The organism is Veillonellales bacterium (genome assembly GCA_039680175.1).
Lineage (GTDB): Bacteria > Bacillota > Negativicutes > JAAYSF01 > JAAYSF01 > JBDKTO01.
The window spans coordinates 35,225-51,051 of sequence record JBDKTO010000051.1; the positions used below are offsets into that span (position 1 = coordinate 35,225).

Genomic DNA, 15,827 nt, shown 5'->3' on the forward strand with positions numbered 1-15,827 from the left:
TATGGAATTTTTGGGTTATCGCCGTGCCGACGGTACGGTGGGTACGCGAAATTATGTAGGTGTTTTATCTGTAGTTGTATGTGTGAATGAAGTGGTAGAAGCGATTGCCAGCAAGGTTCAGGGCACGGTTCGTTTTACTCATCACCAGGGTTGCTGTCAGACGCCCCTTGATATTGGCAAGGTCAATCATACTTTGATTGGGCTGGGACGCAATCCCAATTTGCACTCCGTATTATTGGTCAGCCTGGGGTGTGAAAGCACGGATCTTTCCCAAGTTATCGAAGGTATTCGTGCCAGCGGCAAACGGGTGGAGCATATTGTGGTGCAGGAAACCGGCGGCGCGTCAAGGACTACGGCTCAGGGGATTTTGCTGGCTCAGGAAATGGTACGGGAGGCATCGTTGCAAGCCAGAGAACCGTTTCCCATCAGCGAACTCGTCATGGGTATGAAATGCGGCAGCTCGGATACGACGTCCGGTCTTGTACCAAATCCGGCGATTGGTGTGGCTTCCGATTTACTGGTAGCTGAAGGCGGTACTTCCGTATTGGGTGAAGTCACTGAGTTTATCGGGGCAGAACATATTTTAGCCCGTCATGCCGCTAACGAGGAGGTGGCCAAAGGAATTTTCGCTCTTGTAAAACGCATGGAAAATCGGGCGATGGCAGTTGGGGAAGATATCCGCGGCGGCCAACCTACCGGCGGCAACATTAAAGGCGGTCTGACCACGATTGAGGAGAAATCCCTCGGCGCTATTGCTAAGGCCGGCAGCGCACCCATTCAGGCAGTGTACGAGTATGGCGAGCGTCCGCAAGTCAAAGGACTGGTCGTTATGGATTCTCCCGGCCGGGAACCGGAGATCCTGACCGGTCTGGCGGCGGCAGGCTGTAATGTGATTGCGTTCGCAACCGGGCGGGGAGCGCCGCAGGGATTTCCCTTTGTCCCGGTATTGAAAATTACCGGTAGCCGTACAGCAGCGGAAAAAATGAGCGATCATATTGATATGAATCTGAGTGCCGTAATTGACGGGGGCGATACGATTCCTGATGCCGGACGGCGTGTTTTGGAAGAATTGGTCAAAGTTGCTTCCGGTGCCATGACAAAAGCCGAGATATCCGGTTATACCAACTCAATGGATATTTATATGTGGGGTCCGGTTATCTGATTAGCACTACGAAAAAAGGATAATTATCTTCCTTAAGTAACCATGGAGTTGTTATAATACCTGGGTTTTGATTAAAATGCATGGGGATAAATAGACGAATGTATAAAATAAAATATCATCCGTGCTAGTTAAATAAGGGGGGACAAGTTTGGACGCTTTAATTGCTTCATTACCAATAATAGTCATGCTGATCGGTCTGCCGATACTGATGAAACCGGCAGTTAAGGTTGCTCCGGTTGCTTGGGCGGTGACCGTTTTAGTTGCAATCTTTTATTTCGGATTTCCGGCACAGGTAACCTTGCTGGCTGCTTTGCAGGGTGCAATCACCGGTATATTTCCAATTATGTATATTCCCTTTGGGGCCATTGTTATTTATAATGTATTAAAGGCTACCGGCTGGATGGATAAGCTGCAGAATTGCATGTCTTCATTGACCAGCGACCGTCGGGCCCAGGCTTTGCTGATTGGCTACGGCTTCAGCGCTTTCCTGGAAGGTATCTGCGGTTTCGGCGCACCGGTTGCCATTCCGGCCAGTATTTTGGTCGGGTTGGGCTACGACCCGATGACAGCCGCTCTGGTTTGCCTCGTATCCAACACCGGACCGGTTCCGTTCGGTTCACTGTCGATTCCGACTAATACCCTGGCTCTTACCACCGGCCTTGATTTTGTAAAACTGTCGCAAATGGGCGGACGTATTATGCCGATTATGGCGTTCCTGATGACATTTTCCTGTGTTTATGTCATGTCCGGCGTCAAAGGCATGAAGGGTATTATTCCGGGAATTTTGATTACCGGTCTTAGTTTTTCCGTTGTCCAATTTGCTGTTTGTAATATCATTGATTCCACCATGGCCACCATTTTGGGCGCTTTGGCTTGTTTAGCCGCATTGTCAATTTATCTGTATAACCTAAAGACCGAGACAGTATGGGTTTTCCCCGGAGAAGCCGCTTGCAGTGGAATGGGGTCTAAAAATATTGATTTCAAAGAACTGGGACTGGCGTGGCTGCCTTATATCCTGGTGGCAATTTTTGTTCTAGCAGTAAGCTTGCCTTCAACAGCACCCTATATTTCGGGTAAAGCTCCGGGATTTAGCGCTTTGCTGGTAAAATTCCAAATTTACAATCCCGGAAAACCATATGCATTTTCCTGGTTCCAAAGCCCTGGTACAATTGTATTGATTGCCGGGTTGGTTGCTTTCCAGTTCATGGGGATCCGCTTTTCGGAATTTACCAAGCAGGTTGGGGTTACTCTAAAACAAATGATGCCGGCTTTCATTACCGTTGCCTGCATCTTGTCTATTTCCGAGGTCATGAATTTAGCAATGCCGATTGTAGATCCTAAGACAAAAGCTGTTGTTTGGGCAACTGCTTCGGGGGCTGCGCAAAAATCGATGATTGCAATTATGGCGCAGAATCTTGTCAATACGGTGAACCAGCAGGTTATGCCGTTCCTGAGTCCGCTGATTGGTGCCTTGGGCGTATTTATTACCGGCAGCGCTACCTCGTCTAACGCTTTGTTCGGTAATTTGGAGAAATTGACTGCCCAAGGTTTGGGACTTTCCGATATCCTGATGGCAACCGGCGGGAATGTTGGATCGACAGCCGGCAAAATGATTTCGCCGCAGAGTATCGTTATTGCCGCTACCGCTGTGGGATTGATGGGCAAGGAAGGTTTGATTATGCGTCAAACTATTAAGTTTGCCGTTCCCTACGCCATATTGCTGGGCATCATCGTCTGGCTGTATGCCTTTGTATTCCCTGGCTTGGTGCCGTAAAAGAGTATTGCAAAACTTATGAAGAAAGCACGCCGGTGGCGTGCTTTCTTCATATTTGAATATTTGGCGCAATTGAGGTAAAATAATGGTATAATTTGGTTGTGATTTGAAATTTTGGATTACATTTTATAGGCGGCGGAGGTAATGTTATGGCACAAAAACATCAGATTCCTCAGGAAATTGCACAGAAAGTGGTGAATTTGCTGTATGAAGCGATTAACTGTAATATTAACGTGATGGGTGAAAATGGCGAGATTATTGCAACGATGCAAAAAGAGCGGCTTGGCAATATTCATGAGGGGGGAAGACGGGTTGTAAGCGGAGAGGCGGAATATGTTTCGATAGACGCAGAAATGGCAAAAACAATGACGGGGGTTTTACCGGGGTATATGGGTCCTATTGAGCTGGGTGGAGAAAGGATAGGTTGCATCGGTATTACAGGAGATCCCGGACAGGTAAAACCAATACAAAAACTGGCAGTTATGATCATTACGGAAGAACTAAAAAAAGAAAGACTGCATTCGGCACGGCAGCAGATTATTAATACGGTAGCGGGGAAAATTCAGGGTGCCTCCGCCAGTATTCAGGAGATTTCCGCCGGTGCCGAAGAAATTGCCGGTACCAGCCAGACAATGAAGGAAACGGCACAGGAAATTGATCAACATGTCAGTGACATTAACCGGGTTGTAGATTTAGTTAGAAACATTGTTATGCAAACCAATTTATTGGGCTTGAACGCCGCGATTGAAGCGGCTCGTGCCGGAGAGTACGGACGAGGATTCAGTATTGTGGCGGAAGAGGTTCGGAAGCTTTCCGTCGATTCTGCTACTTCTTTACAAGATATCAGCAAGACACTGGATCAAATAAAAATTTCTGTTTTAAATATTACTAAAGGGGTTGAACAAACAGCCGTAACCACAGATGAACAGGCAACTGCCTTACAGACCGTGGGAACCAGTATTATTGATATTCAGAATCAGGTTACGGCTTTAGTGGAAGAAAATTCGGCGGATGGTAAATCATCAGGCTCTTGACTTTTTTAATAAAACATAATATTATTTACATGAAATATATTTCATAAGGAGTATACTATGGTTCGTCCACAAAAAGAACGGCGGATAGAGCAGCTGCCGCCGGTTACCCATTATAAACCGGCAGGCGTTCCACTGAGGGATATGAAAGAAATTGTATTGACATTTGAAGAGATGGAAGCAATCCGTCTGGCGGATGTGGAGCAGATGGATCAGGCCGGTGCCGCTCAGCGGATGGAAATATCGCCGCCTACTTTTAACCGGATCGTAAATGGAGCCCACGGGAAAATTGCCACCGCCCTTTGGCAGGGCTATGCCTTGCGGGTTGAGGGGGGGAACTTTCGTATTGCCCGCTGCTGCCAGCAGCAGGAGAAGCGGAAGTTTACCTGTAACGCCTGCGGCCATCACTGGGTCCTGCCCCATGGCACGGGACAAAGATGCCGCGATGTCGTTTGTCCCCAGTGCCATTCCGGCGATATCAGTCGTTATCAGGAATAGACGCCGGTATAATCCGGCAGGAAAAAATAATTATGGAGGGCTGCACTTGCAATTCAGTCCCATCGAATCGGCTCCTGACGCCGAAAGAGAGAACCGGCAGGAGCAGCAATTAAGCAAGTTAATCCGTCGTGTTTATCAAAAGACGGTTTTTTATCAGGAACGAATGGCGGCATGGAATCTGCAGCCGTCCGATATTCAGGGTATCGGTGATTTGAAGAAGATGCCGTTTATGAATCAAACAGATTTAGCCGTAAATTATCCTTTTGGGCTTTTGACTATGCCGGTAAGCGGATTGAACCGGTTGTGCCAGGAGAAAAACGGCGAAGGCTTATTTTTTTCTGCTGGATTTACACAAGATGATCTTAAGCGGAAAACCGAGGCAATTGGCCGCATCTTACTTTCTTGCGGCATTACGACGGGTTCAGTGCTTATGTTTGATTCGGCTTTGCCGCCGGAAAGGAGTCTGTCTCTTCGGCAGGCTGCTGAATGTCTGGGTGCAACGGTGGTATCTGCGGCCTCGGCTGATGCCAGTTCCCAAGTTCAGGCGATACTGGACTTCGGAGTTACAACGATTGTTTCCAGCCCGGAAGCGATATCTTTATTATTCGGTATTGCCAGACAGAACGGTATTGACCGGCTGCCCTTGCAGAGTGCTTTTTGCGAGGTTCACCAATGCCATGAGGATGTCCGTGCTGTTTTGGAGGAAAAGTTTCAGATTCCCGTTTTTCTCTTTTACGGTCGTTCCGATATTATGAATGTGGGAATTGCCGGCGAGTGTTACCAGCGGGATGGGCTGCATATTCAAGACGATTGTTTTATTCCCGAAATTATTGATCCGGATACCGGTGAATTGCTGGATGAAGGGAAGCCGGGGGAACTGGTTCTTACGACACTATTCCGGGAAGGAATGCCGCTGATTCGTTACCGGACGGGAGATATTGTACAATTGATCCGCGGCCGCTGTATATGCGATCGTACTATGCCCCGATTGCAAATTATTTTTGATCCGATGACCAACCGCTCTTAACTTCCGTTTCTGCAAGCGGGAGTTAAGAGCGGTTGAGTCCCTGGATAAATTCGACTGAAATTCAGATGGAGTTCAAACTTCACTTGAATTAAAGCTCATTCGATCAGAAAAAGGAGATGTAGCAGATGTCATGCGGTACAAGTGATTTGGCAATGCAGGAACAGGATCAGCGAATCAACAGCTTCCTGCAGAACGTAAAGCATAAGTTTTTAGTCATGAGCGGCAAGGGCGGCGTGGGAAAAAGCACCGTTGCCACCAACTTAGCGGTTTTTCTCAGTAATGCGGGATACAGCGTAGGTTTGCTGGATGTGGATGTACACGGACCGAGTATTGCCGGTATGCTGGGTATGACCGGAATGAAACTTAATTTTGCCGAAAATAAACTTCAGCCCTATCTTTATAAGGAAAATTTAAAAGTGATCTCGATTCAGGGACTGCTGGAGCAGCCGGATGAACCGCTGATTTGGCGCGGCCCGGTGAAGATCGGAATTATCCGTCAGTTTCTTGCCGATGTGAACTGGGGCCCGCTGGATTATTTAATTATTGACAGCCCTCCCGGTACCGGTGACGAACCTCTTACCGTCGCCCAGACGATTCCCGGCTGCCAGGCTTTGATTGTCACCACACCTCAGGAGATATCCCTTGCCGATGTCCGCAAATCATTGGAGTTTTGCAAAAAAGTCAATATGGATATTGTTGGGATTATTGAAAATATGAGCGGCTTTGTCTGTCCCGACTGCGGTACGATTCACGAAATCTTTAAATCCGGCGGCGGTGAGAAAACAGCGGCTAAATGGGGCGTTCCCTTCCTTGGCCGGCTGCCGATTGATCCGTCTGTCGTAGCGGCGGGAGATGATGGCAGGCCTATTGACAATTCGGACAGCCAGGTGGCCAAAGAAATGCAGAAAATAGTGAATTCTATTCTTAAACGGTAAGCAAAAACGGCAAAGCACATTTGGATGATATCATGTCATTTCAAATGTGCTTTTTGTTTTAGGCAAAGTAGCTCTCGAATGAAAAATAGTTGCAGAAAAATAGTTAATATATTATAATATGATAAAAATATAATATATACATATTTCTTCAAGGAGGTGTTTCTATGCTGCAAAAATTTGCCGACATGCTGGTTTATCAATGGCTTGGTTTGATACCCGGGACGACGCTGGGCGAAGCAATTAATTTTTTTGTCTATGACAGCATAAAGATATTTCTTATGCTGATTGTCATTATTTTTGCCGTATCATTACTGCGCTCGTATTTTCCGGCAGAGCGAACGAAAAAAATTCTCAGCCACAGGCGGGAGTTTTATGGGAATATTGTGGCGGCACTGCTCGGGATTGTTACGCCCTTTTGCTCCTGTTCCGCCGTACCGGTGTTCATCGGGTTTATTGAATCCGGGGTACCTTTGGGGATTACCTTTTCCTTTCTTATTTCCTCGCCAATGGTCAATGAGGTGGCGGTTATCATGCTGTGGGGATTATTGGGCTGGAAAATTACTGTCATGTATATTCTGTCGGGCGTTACCATTGCTATTATTGGCGGGTATCTGATCGGTAAATTTAAATTGGAACATTTGGTGGAAGAATATGTGTATCAAATGAAAGTAGGCGATATTGAGATCGCCGAACAGTCTTTTGCCGATCGTTTGCTATATGCCCGGGACTATACGAAAGAAATTTTACGAAAAGTGTGGCTGTATGTCATCATTGCCATTGGCATTGGCGGTTTTATTCATGGTTACGCTCCGGAAGACTTTTTGGTCCAGTATGCAGGGAAGGATAATATCTGGGCGGTACCGATGGCGGTCTTAATTGGTGTGCCGTTATATTCCAATGCCGCGGGAGTGATACCTATTGTTACGGCACTTATTCAAAAGGGTATGAGCCTGGGAACGGCACTGGCCTTTATGATGGCAGTGACCGCCTTGAGTTTTCCGGAAATGATTATTCTGCGCAATGTGCTGAAGCCAAAACTGATTGCAATTTTTATTGCTATATTGGCAGCGGCGATTATCTTTACAGGATATCTTTTTAATTTTATAATTTAATCATATTATTAAATTCTTAGCAGCATATTCCATTACGGTTATCGGATAGGGGCGTTCATTAAATTGATTCGGAGGTTCTTGCTATGGCGGAAGATATTGTGGTCAAGTTAACGGCCGAACTGTTTAAAACACTAGGCCATCCTGTCCGCATTGAAATTTTGCGGATGTTAAGGGACGGCGAGCGGTGCGTTTGTGAAATGATTGAGCAAATCGATATTGAACAGTCCAATTTTTCACAGCATCTGGGCGTGCTGAAAAAGCAAGGCTTAATCGATTCGCGCAAAGACGGGCAGCGGGTTATTTATTGGCTTGCCTATCCGTCGATAACACAATTAATCGAAGCGGCGGAACAAACGCTGAGCGAGCAGATCAGGCATAGTCAGGGTCTGCTGAAGTTTTTGAAATAAATTCAATTTGTGGAGGAAATGCAATGAAAATTGAAATTTTAGGCATGGGCTGTCAGAAGTGCAATGCATTAGAGCAGGCAGCAAAACAGGCGGCAAAAGAGCTGGGCATTGATGCTGAATTTGTGAAAGTGGAAAACATTAAGGAGATTATGAAGTACGGGGTTATGACTACACCTGCACTGGTGGTTGATGGAGTTGTTAAAGCCGCTGGCAAAGCGCTCGGCAAAGAAGAAATCAAAACAATGCTTACGATCAGCTAAGACTCATCTTCCTTAAGCACTTCCCGATAACAAAGTTTGTTTTTGACAAAGAAACGGAGACAAAGTATAATAAATACGGAGTTTTGGCATATTGTAGTTATTGCTGCCTCCCAAGTCGGCGGGGTATCTGTAATGGAAACGATTAGCATGCCTGAGGCATGCTTTTTTCGTTGTATATATTGTGTCAGGAATGGTAAAGCGGAGGGTAAGGAATGGTAACGATACGAGAGAAGGTCCGGTTTGTGGAAACCGATATGATGGGGGTTGCCCACCATTCTAATTATTTCCGCTGGTTTGAGATGGGGCGGGTGGAGTATTTGCGGCAGGTGGGAATCTATTTGAATGAGCTGATGGCGGCGGGTATTGTGTTTCCCATTACCAATGTGGACTGTCAATATCGGGCATCTGCCAAGTTCGACGATTATATATTGATAGAAACGACGCTGGCGGAAGTGTCACGGGCTAAAATGGTGTTCAGTTATGACGTGCGGCGGGAGACGGACGGTGTTTTATTGGCCGCCGGTCACACCACGAATGTTTTTACCAATCATGGCGGTAAAGTTGTTCGTTTGCCGGTCCAATATTATGAGCCATTATCAGTTGCATACGCGCAGCGCATATAATATTATGGTCTGGGGAAATATTTCTGCATAGGGAGGTGGCGTTGTGAAAAATAACGCGCCAATCGGTGTGTTTGATTCGGGAATTGGCGGGCTGACGGTGGTGAAAGAACTGATTCGCAAAATGCCTGGCGAAAATTTGATTTATTTCGGGGATACGGCTCGTGTTCCTTACGGCTCCCGGCCGGTAGCTGAAATTAAGCAATTTATGGATCAAATACTGCGGTTTTTTGTTGCCCAGCAGATTAAGCTGGCTGTCGTAGCTTGTAATACAATGACGACAGTGGGTTTGCAGGAAGCTGTCAAGCGATATCCTTTTCCCATGGTTGGCATGAATACCGGCGTTCATAGGGCACTGCAAATCAGCCGCAGGCAGCATGTCGGAGTGATTGCTACGGAAGCTACTATTGCCGGCGGCAAACATGCGGCGGCGGCATTGGCGGTTAATCCTCAGGCTCAGGTCTTTTCTCAGGCGTGTCCAAAGTTTGTGCCGCTGATCGAACAGGGACGTGTTAAGGGACCGGAGATCGAAGCTGCGGCCAGGGAATATCTGCTGCCGATGAAGGAAGCCGGGATTGATGCGTTAATTATCGGCTGTACTCATTACTCATACATAACTCCATTAATCAGCCGGATTGTAGGTTCGGAAGTGGCTTTGGTGGATCCGGCCGGTGAAACAACAGAGGATGCTTATGGGCTGCTGGAACAGGAGGAACAGCTTTCGGCGCTGACCCAAGGGACAGTGCGGTTATGTGTATCCGGGGATGTACTTCAGGCCGACAGAATGGCGTCATTGGCATTGGAACCGCCGCTGCCGCAGTTTAAACGGATCAGACTGCTGGATTTTCCCTGAGAACATAGATTTTCAGGGAAAAATTTGGTATACTATTTAAGTTAATAGTTAAGGAGAGCGTTAGTTAGAGATGGAGGCTTTGGTGTGGATTTTTTACTGATTTTATTGTTGGTAGCCTTGGCATTTGCGGCAGCGGTTTGGCTGTTTATCACTCATCAGGGAGATGCTGAGTTTGCTTTCTTGGTGGATCAGCGTACCGACTTTGCCGTAACTGAGATAAATGAAAATATGGCAACATTTTCCTGTAAGGTCCCTTTTATAAATAAAGGTACACAACTGGGAACGATTATGGATGCCTATACCCGTCATTTGCTGCCTTATGAGCAGTATGACGGCGTAGAGGTTTATTCCCGTCTGGAATTGGAATCGGCACCGCGGACGGATGGCTATTTTGAAGCATTGCTTGTGCCTAAATCTACCGGCCAGACAGTAGTTATTACTGTGAAACTGACTGCCAAAGACGGCGATATTCGGCAAGCGCTTGCCGATATGGTGGACATGCCTGTTGATATCGTTTATCAGGCGGTGGCTCGCGGGAATTGGTATATCGACAAGGCACGTATTGTGATGAAAGCTGCGGAAATCAGGCAGGCTGCGAAGCTAAGCGGCGCTGCCGCATAGAATTGTCGGTGCGGGAGGTAAATATGGAAGAACTGGAACTTAAATCAGTACATACACGAATATTGACTTCGGATGATAATATAGTGGATGCCATTGAACAATATGCGAAAGAAGATATCGGTCCCAATGACGTTGTGTCGGTTGCGGAGAGCGTTGTTGCTATTACCCAGGGACGGATGAAACGGCCGGAAGAGATGGATCCCTGCTTTCTGGCGAAATTGCTCTGTCGGCTGGTGCCGCAAGAAGGAAGCCTGGCCAGTGCGTACGGCATGCAGGCGGCTATGGATGCGGAGGGGAAGTGGCGGGTGTTGTTTGCCATGGTGATGGGCATACTGGCAAAAATCGTGGGGAAAAGCGGTGTTTTTTATCAGTTGGCCGGCACACAGGCAGCGTTGATTGATGATGTAACCGGCACGATGCCGCCTTTTGATAAACATTTGGTATACGGACCCCATAATCCCGATGCGGTAGCGGAAGAAATAAAACAGCGTTTCGGTTGTTATGGAGCGGCCGTAGCGGATGTTAATGATTTGAAGCGGGCGGCTGTACTGGGAGTATCGGCAGGACTTGATGGCAAGCAGTTGGCTCAGATACTGATTGATAACCCCTTCGGCAATGCGTCTCAGCGTACGCCAATCGTTATTATTAAAAATTATGCTCAGGCGAGAGCCCATTCAAATGAGCCAGGTTAAAGGATTACCGAAGAGGATAGAATAACACTATCCTCTTTATTGTTATTATGGAGTTTAAACGGGGGAGGCAGGGTGGTGTCTCGTATTGGCATGACGACTACGGTACCGGTGGAAATTATTCTTGCCGCCGGACAGGTTCCGGTTGATTTAAATAATATTTTTATATCGGATAACCAGGCCTCCGTCCTGGTAGAAGCTGCGGAAGATGAAGGTTATCCCCGTAATATTTGCGGCTGGATCAAAGGACTTTACTCGGTAGTAGTGAGTGGCGGCAATATTGATAAGGTAATTGCCGTTACTCAGGGGGATTGCAGCAATACTCATGCCCTAATGGAAACTTTTCAATTGGCGGGAATTGAAATTATACCGTTTGCTTTTCCGTTTGACCGGGATTACGACTTGCTGCGATTGCAAATGGACAAATTGATTCAGCTGTTGGGAACCAGCTGGGAAGATGTTCAGAGAGTCAAACACCGTTTGGATGTAGTGCGGAAGAAGGTGGCCGAGATTGACCGGCTTACCTGGCAGGAAAACACGGTAAGCGGCTGGCACAACCACTTGTATCAAATTAGCTGCAGTGATTTTAACGGTAATGTGTCTGAGTTTGAGCAGACTGTTGATCGTTTTTTGCTTCAAGCCGGTGCTGCATCCGAATTTGATGAAGATATCCGTCTGGGATATATTGGCGTACCGCCGATTTTTACTGATTTATACAGTTACTTGGAGAGTGTGGGAGCCCGGGTCGTTTTTAATGAAGTGCAGCGGCAATTCGCCATGCCTTTTCCGGTGGATGATATCGTGGAGCAATACCGGCTGTATACGTATCCCTATGGAGTTTTTGGCCGGATTGAAGACATCAGGGCCGAGATAGAGAAGCGTAATTTGGACGGGGTTATTCACTATGTACAAAGCTTTTGCTTCCGTCAGATCGAGGATATGATTTTCCGGGAGAAGCTGGATGTGCCTATTCTGACGATTGAAGGGGATAAGCCGGGCAAAGTGGATGCCAGGACGAAACTGCGAATCGACAGTTTTGTGGAGATGTTGCGATGAGGTGAGGAATATGCGGTGCGGCATTGATTTAGGCAGTCGCAGTGTGAAATTAGTGTTAATGAATGAAACCGGCCTGCAGGACTCCAGGTTATTTGAAACCGTTGATTTTTACCGCAATTATGGCCGGCGGACAGACAATGGCATGGTTGTTGACTTTCCGGCGATTGGTATTGAAGCAGTGGACAGCATTACGGCTACCGGTTATGGCCGCAATACCATCGATATCGTCGGTGCGAAGATTATTCCTGAGCTGAAAGCCCATGTTGTGGGTGCTATTTGGCAGACCGGACTGGAAAGCTTTACCCTTTTGGATTTAGGCGGGCAGGATAGCAAAGTGATCAAAGTGCAGAGCGGTAGGATGGTCGGCTTTGAAACCAACGATAAATGTGCGGCCAGTACCGGACGGTATTTGGAGAATATGGCGACAGTTTTAGGTATCAGTTTGGAAGAATTGAGCCGTTACAGTGACAATCCGGTAGAGTTAAATGCTACCTGCGCTATTTTTGGTGAGTCTGAACTTATCGGCAGGATTGTGGAAGGACATGGTATTCCGGAATTAGCGGCCGGAGTGAACTATACCATTTTTAAACGGATTAAACCTATGCTGCGTTCTTTGCTTAGCGAAACGGTTGTTTTTACCGGGGGGGTGGCTCTTGGCAAGGGAATTTGCCGTTTGCTTGAGCAGGAGCTTGGCGTAAAGGTCGTTGTGCCCCGCCATCCCCAATTGAACGGCGCAATCGGCTGTGGGGTGTATGAGAAGGGAAAGAGGCGATAAAAGTGCTGTTAGGAATTGACGTGGGAGGGACTTTTACCGACGCGGTTGTAGTAGCGGCTGGGAAGGTTATCGTACAGGTAAAAACTCCTACCACCCATGGCCAGCTTTTGGCCGGAATTTTAACGGCGCTGGACAAAGCGATGATCGGCATTGACAGTGGTGAGATTGAACGGGTTGCTTTGTCTACGACCATTGTTACCAACACTTTAGTAGAGGGGAAAACCGATCCGGTGGGGTTGTGCCTTCTGCCGGGTCCGGGGATGGATCTTAGCGGGATGATTCCCGCCAAGTCCTATCGGTTGGCAGGCAGTATTGATCATCGGGGCCGGGAAGTGGTGGAACCTGACCGATTGGCAGTACATGACGCCTGCCGGGATTTTACCGATTGTGATGTTTTTGCCGTTTCCGGTAAATTTTCAGTACGCAATCCGAAACAGGAATTGCAGGTCGCCCGTTGGATCAGGGAAACGGCAGATCCAAACTATATTAGTCTGGGATCTGCCGTATCAGGAACGCTTAATTTTTGGCGCCGAACCAATTCCGCTTATTATAACGCTGCCGTCTGGCGTCAGTTCGGTGTTTTTGCGGCTGATATTGAAACGGCTTTGGCTCAGCGGGATGTTACAGCTCCTGTATACGTATTAAAAGCCGACGGCGGGACAATGCCTTTGGCGGCGGCCAAGGAACAGCCGGTAGAGGCCATTTTTACCGGACCTGCCGCTAGTGTGCTGGGGATTATGGCGATGCATGACAATCACCTTCCCGCCATATCACTGGATATTGGCGGAACAACAACCGATATTGCTTTGTGGCAGGAAGGGGTGCCTTTATTTGCTGCCAGGGGAGCAAATATCAGTGGTTATCCTACTGCTGTTCGGGCTTTTTGGCTGAAATCGGTGGGCCTGGGCGGCGATAGTTTTGTTCGCCGGGAAAATGGGAAACTTAAGATTGGGCCGATGCGACGGGGACCGGCCATGGCAATGGGCGGTGATCAGCCAACTGTATCGGATGCGATGATTGTGGCAGGGAAAGCTTCCTTTGGTGATGAAACTCGGGCCTATGAGGCGATGACGCAGGTTGCTGCTTCCGATCAGACGCCCCAGGAAACGGCCCGAATGGTAATGGAGGCTGCGGCCGAGATTATTTGGCAATCGGTGGAAGCTATGCTGGATGAACAGGTTGCTGCGCCTGTTTACAGGGTGGAAGATGTTGTTCATAGTAATCGCTTTTTACCCCGATGGGTAATTGGTGTCGGAGGAGCGGCTGGTGGATTGGCACCGTTAGTGGCGAAGAAGTACCAGGTTCCCTGTGTGGTACCGGAAGGCGCGATGGTTGCTAATGCTGTTGGCGCTGCCGTTGCGAGACCTACAATTGATATTACGCTGCGGGCCGATACTGCCCAGGGTTATTTCACGATTGCGGAACTGGGCCTGCGGCAGCGGTTGACCAAACAACACTTCGGTCTTGCTGATGCCGGTGAGCTGGCATCACAGTATTTGTCCGAACGGGCCAAACAAGCCGCTATGTCTGTTTCTGAGGTGGAGACTCTGCAGGCGGAAGAGTTTAACCTGGTCAGAGGCTTTAGTACGGCAGGAAAAATTATCACCTGCCGCAGACAGATTAAGCCGGGAGTACTGATGAATATTTCCGGGTTTAGCCAAAAGGGGGCCGTGTTATGAGTGCCAAACCGTTAGGCCTGGTATTTTTCCCGGCTTTTGACTGGGCAATCAGTCCAAGCCATCCGGAACGGGAAGAACGATTGTTGTATACCCGGGATCAGATTGTGGAAGAAGGGCTGCTGGACATGCCCGGCATTCGGGAATATAAGCCGTCTATGGCTGACTATAAAGATATCGAACGGGTACATATTGGAGTGCCGAATCTTCGGTCCCTTATCACTGATGCTCATTTAGTTTCGGCAGGGGGAGCAATTACGGCGGCAGAGTCGGTGATTCGGGGAGAAACAGCCCGGGCTTTTGCTTTGGTTCGTCCGCCGGGACACCATGCTATGCGGGTGGTCCATGGTACCCGTGGTTTTTGTACTGTAAACATGGAAGCTGCCATGATTGAGCATTTGCGGCAGCAGTATGGCATCAAAAAAGTGGCTATTGTTGATACCGATGTTCATCATGGTGACGGGTCCCAAGACATATTCTATAATGATCCGGATACTTTGTTTATTTCTTTTCATCAGGACGGCCGGACGCTGTATCCCGGCACCGGTTTTACCGATGAACTTGGCACGCCCAATGCCCTGTGTTCTACGGTAAATCTGCCGCTGCCGCCGGGAACTGGCGATGAAGGACTGCATTATATACTGGATCAGTTGATTCTGCCGATGCTGGATGATTTTAAGCCCGAATTGGTGATCAATTCCGCCGGGCAGGATAATCACTACACCGATCCTTTGGCCAATATGGCGATAACGGCTCAGGGCTATGCTCGCTTAGCCGATAAATTAAAGGCGGATATTGCCGTATTGGAAGGCGGCTATTCGATTGAGGATGCGCTGCCCTATGTGAATGTGGGAATTATTCTGGCTATGGCCGGCCTTGATTACAGTAAAGTCAGTGAACCCGATATTACCAGATGTCCGCGGCAGTCGGTAGCTACTACTGCCTATATTAAAAGACTGGTGCAAGAGCGGCAGGAAATGTGGCGGAATCGGGAGCAATTAAGGCGGCAAGCCATTGCCCGGGCCGGGGATTTCTGGCAGCGGAAGCGTGGTATTTATTATGATGACAGTGGAATCAGCGAGCAGCAGTTGGAGTCCGTGCGGATTTGTCCCCATTGTCATGGTTATGTTACGCTGGCAACTGAGTCGGGGGATTACGGAATAAATGCAAAGTCTGCCTTTGCGGCAATTATTCCCCGGAATGCCTGCTCTCATTGTCGGCAGGAAGCCCGAGACCGTGTTTTAAGAGCCAAAAAGCAGGGGAGATTCGATTACTATTTTATTCAGGATAAGCCGGCCGATCACTTAGAGGAATTGTAATAACGATATACA

17 protein-coding genes are annotated in these 15,827 nt (G+C 48.0%); all 17 read left to right on the forward strand.

The genetic code is table 11. The annotated features are described in order from the left end of the window. The first annotated feature begins 1 nt into the window (after position 1). The 17 genes from ABFC84_08295 (at position 2) to ABFC84_08375 (ending at position 15,815) form a co-directional block, all read left to right on the forward strand. Complete coding sequence (locus ABFC84_08295; protein MEN6412751.1) at positions 2–1,162, forward strand: UxaA family hydrolase; 1,161 nt, start codon at positions 2–4, stop codon at positions 1,160–1,162. Between the two features lie 148 nt (positions 1,163–1,310). Continuing rightward, complete coding sequence (locus ABFC84_08300) at positions 1,311–2,936, forward strand: L-lactate permease (protein ID MEN6412752.1); 1,626 nt, start codon at positions 1,311–1,313, stop codon at positions 2,934–2,936. A gap of 149 nt (positions 2,937–3,085) precedes the next feature. Then, positions 3,086–3,970: a sugar diacid recognition domain-containing protein gene (locus tag ABFC84_08305; protein ID MEN6412753.1), complete on the forward strand. Its 885-nt coding sequence runs from the start codon at positions 3,086–3,088 to the stop codon at positions 3,968–3,970. 57 nt (positions 3,971–4,027) lie between these two features. Next, positions 4,028–4,465 (forward strand): DUF134 domain-containing protein, encoded by a 438-nt coding sequence (locus tag ABFC84_08310; protein MEN6412754.1) that lies wholly within the window; start codon positions 4,028–4,030, stop codon positions 4,463–4,465. Further along, the gene (locus tag ABFC84_08315) at positions 4,389–5,492 is read left to right on the forward strand and encodes a hypothetical protein (GenBank protein MEN6412755.1); all 1,104 of its coding nucleotides are present in this window, start codon (positions 4,389–4,391) and stop codon (positions 5,490–5,492) included. Before ABFC84_08310 ends, ABFC84_08315 begins: the two co-directional genes overlap by 77 nt. 125 nt (positions 5,493–5,617) lie before the next feature. Continuing rightward, positions 5,618–6,427: an Mrp/NBP35 family ATP-binding protein gene (locus tag ABFC84_08320; protein ID MEN6412756.1), complete on the forward strand. Its 810-nt coding sequence runs from the start codon at positions 5,618–5,620 to the stop codon at positions 6,425–6,427. A 164-nt stretch (positions 6,428–6,591) separates the two neighbouring features. Continuing rightward, entirely contained in the window at positions 6,592–7,539 is a 948-nt protein-coding gene (locus ABFC84_08325; protein ID MEN6412757.1) for a permease, read from the forward strand. Between the two features lie 83 nt (positions 7,540–7,622). Further along, on the forward strand, positions 7,623–7,946 hold the full coding sequence (locus ABFC84_08330) for a metalloregulator ArsR/SmtB family transcription factor (GenBank protein MEN6412758.1): 324 nt from the start codon (positions 7,623–7,625) through the stop codon (positions 7,944–7,946). 23 nt (positions 7,947–7,969) lie between these two features. Further along, positions 7,970–8,206, forward strand: a complete 237-nt coding sequence (locus ABFC84_08335; GenBank protein MEN6412759.1) for a thioredoxin family protein — start codon at positions 7,970–7,972, stop codon at positions 8,204–8,206. Between the two features lie 212 nt (positions 8,207–8,418). Next, a complete protein-coding gene (locus ABFC84_08340; GenBank protein MEN6412760.1) occupies positions 8,419–8,829 on the forward strand; it encodes a thioesterase family protein in 411 nt (136 codons plus the stop codon). A 43-nt stretch (positions 8,830–8,872) separates the two neighbouring features. After that, the gene (gene murI, locus ABFC84_08345; protein MEN6412761.1) at positions 8,873–9,679 is read left to right on the forward strand and encodes a glutamate racemase; all 807 of its coding nucleotides are present in this window, start codon (positions 8,873–8,875) and stop codon (positions 9,677–9,679) included. A gap of 84 nt (positions 9,680–9,763) precedes the next feature. Beyond that, positions 9,764–10,300 carry a hypothetical protein gene (locus tag ABFC84_08350; GenBank protein MEN6412762.1) on the forward strand — a complete coding sequence of 179 codons (537 nt, stop codon included), beginning with the start codon at positions 9,764–9,766 and terminating at the stop codon, positions 10,298–10,300. 23 nt (positions 10,301–10,323) lie between these two features. Further along, a complete protein-coding gene (locus tag ABFC84_08355) occupies positions 10,324–10,992 on the forward strand; it encodes a coenzyme F420-0:L-glutamate ligase (protein ID MEN6412763.1) in 669 nt (222 codons plus the stop codon). A gap of 75 nt (positions 10,993–11,067) precedes the next feature. After that, the gene (locus tag ABFC84_08360; protein ID MEN6412764.1) at positions 11,068–12,045 is read left to right on the forward strand and encodes a 2-hydroxyacyl-CoA dehydratase; all 978 of its coding nucleotides are present in this window, start codon (positions 11,068–11,070) and stop codon (positions 12,043–12,045) included. Between the two features lie 10 nt (positions 12,046–12,055). Next, complete coding sequence (locus tag ABFC84_08365; GenBank protein ID MEN6412765.1) at positions 12,056–12,820, forward strand: acyl-CoA dehydratase activase; 765 nt, start codon at positions 12,056–12,058, stop codon at positions 12,818–12,820. A 2-nt stretch (positions 12,821–12,822) separates the two neighbouring features. Beyond that, positions 12,823–14,499, forward strand: a complete 1,677-nt coding sequence (locus ABFC84_08370; GenBank protein MEN6412766.1) for a hydantoinase/oxoprolinase family protein — start codon at positions 12,823–12,825, stop codon at positions 14,497–14,499. Further along, positions 14,496–15,815 (forward strand): histone deacetylase, encoded by a 1,320-nt coding sequence (locus tag ABFC84_08375; protein ID MEN6412767.1) that lies wholly within the window; start codon positions 14,496–14,498, stop codon positions 15,813–15,815. The genes ABFC84_08370 and ABFC84_08375 overlap by 4 nt, the downstream gene beginning before the upstream one ends. Positions 15,816–15,827 lie beyond the last annotated feature (12 nt).

Coding starts and splice junctions, on each gene's coding strand:
- ABFC84_08295 (MEN6412751.1), top strand. CDS start 2: ATGGAATTTTTGGGTTATCGCCGTGCCGACGGTACGGTGGGTACGCGA.
- ABFC84_08305 (MEN6412753.1), top strand. CDS start 3,086: ATGGCACAAAAACATCAGATTCCTCAGGAAATTGCACAGAAAGTGGTG.
- ABFC84_08310 (MEN6412754.1), top strand. CDS start 4,028: ATGGTTCGTCCACAAAAAGAACGGCGGATAGAGCAGCTGCCGCCGGTT.
- ABFC84_08315 (MEN6412755.1), top strand. CDS start 4,389: ATGGCACGGGACAAAGATGCCGCGATGTCGTTTGTCCCCAGTGCCATT.
- ABFC84_08320 (MEN6412756.1), top strand. CDS start 5,618: ATGTCATGCGGTACAAGTGATTTGGCAATGCAGGAACAGGATCAGCGA.
- ABFC84_08325 (MEN6412757.1), top strand. CDS start 6,592: ATGCTGCAAAAATTTGCCGACATGCTGGTTTATCAATGGCTTGGTTTG.
- ABFC84_08330 (MEN6412758.1), top strand. CDS start 7,623: ATGGCGGAAGATATTGTGGTCAAGTTAACGGCCGAACTGTTTAAAACA.
- ABFC84_08335 (MEN6412759.1), top strand. CDS start 7,970: ATGAAAATTGAAATTTTAGGCATGGGCTGTCAGAAGTGCAATGCATTA.
- ABFC84_08340 (MEN6412760.1), top strand. CDS start 8,419: ATGGTAACGATACGAGAGAAGGTCCGGTTTGTGGAAACCGATATGATG.
- ABFC84_08355 (MEN6412763.1), top strand. CDS start 10,324: ATGGAAGAACTGGAACTTAAATCAGTACATACACGAATATTGACTTCG.
- ABFC84_08365 (MEN6412765.1), top strand. CDS start 12,056: ATGCGGTGCGGCATTGATTTAGGCAGTCGCAGTGTGAAATTAGTGTTA.
- ABFC84_08375 (MEN6412767.1), top strand. CDS start 14,496: ATGAGTGCCAAACCGTTAGGCCTGGTATTTTTCCCGGCTTTTGACTGG.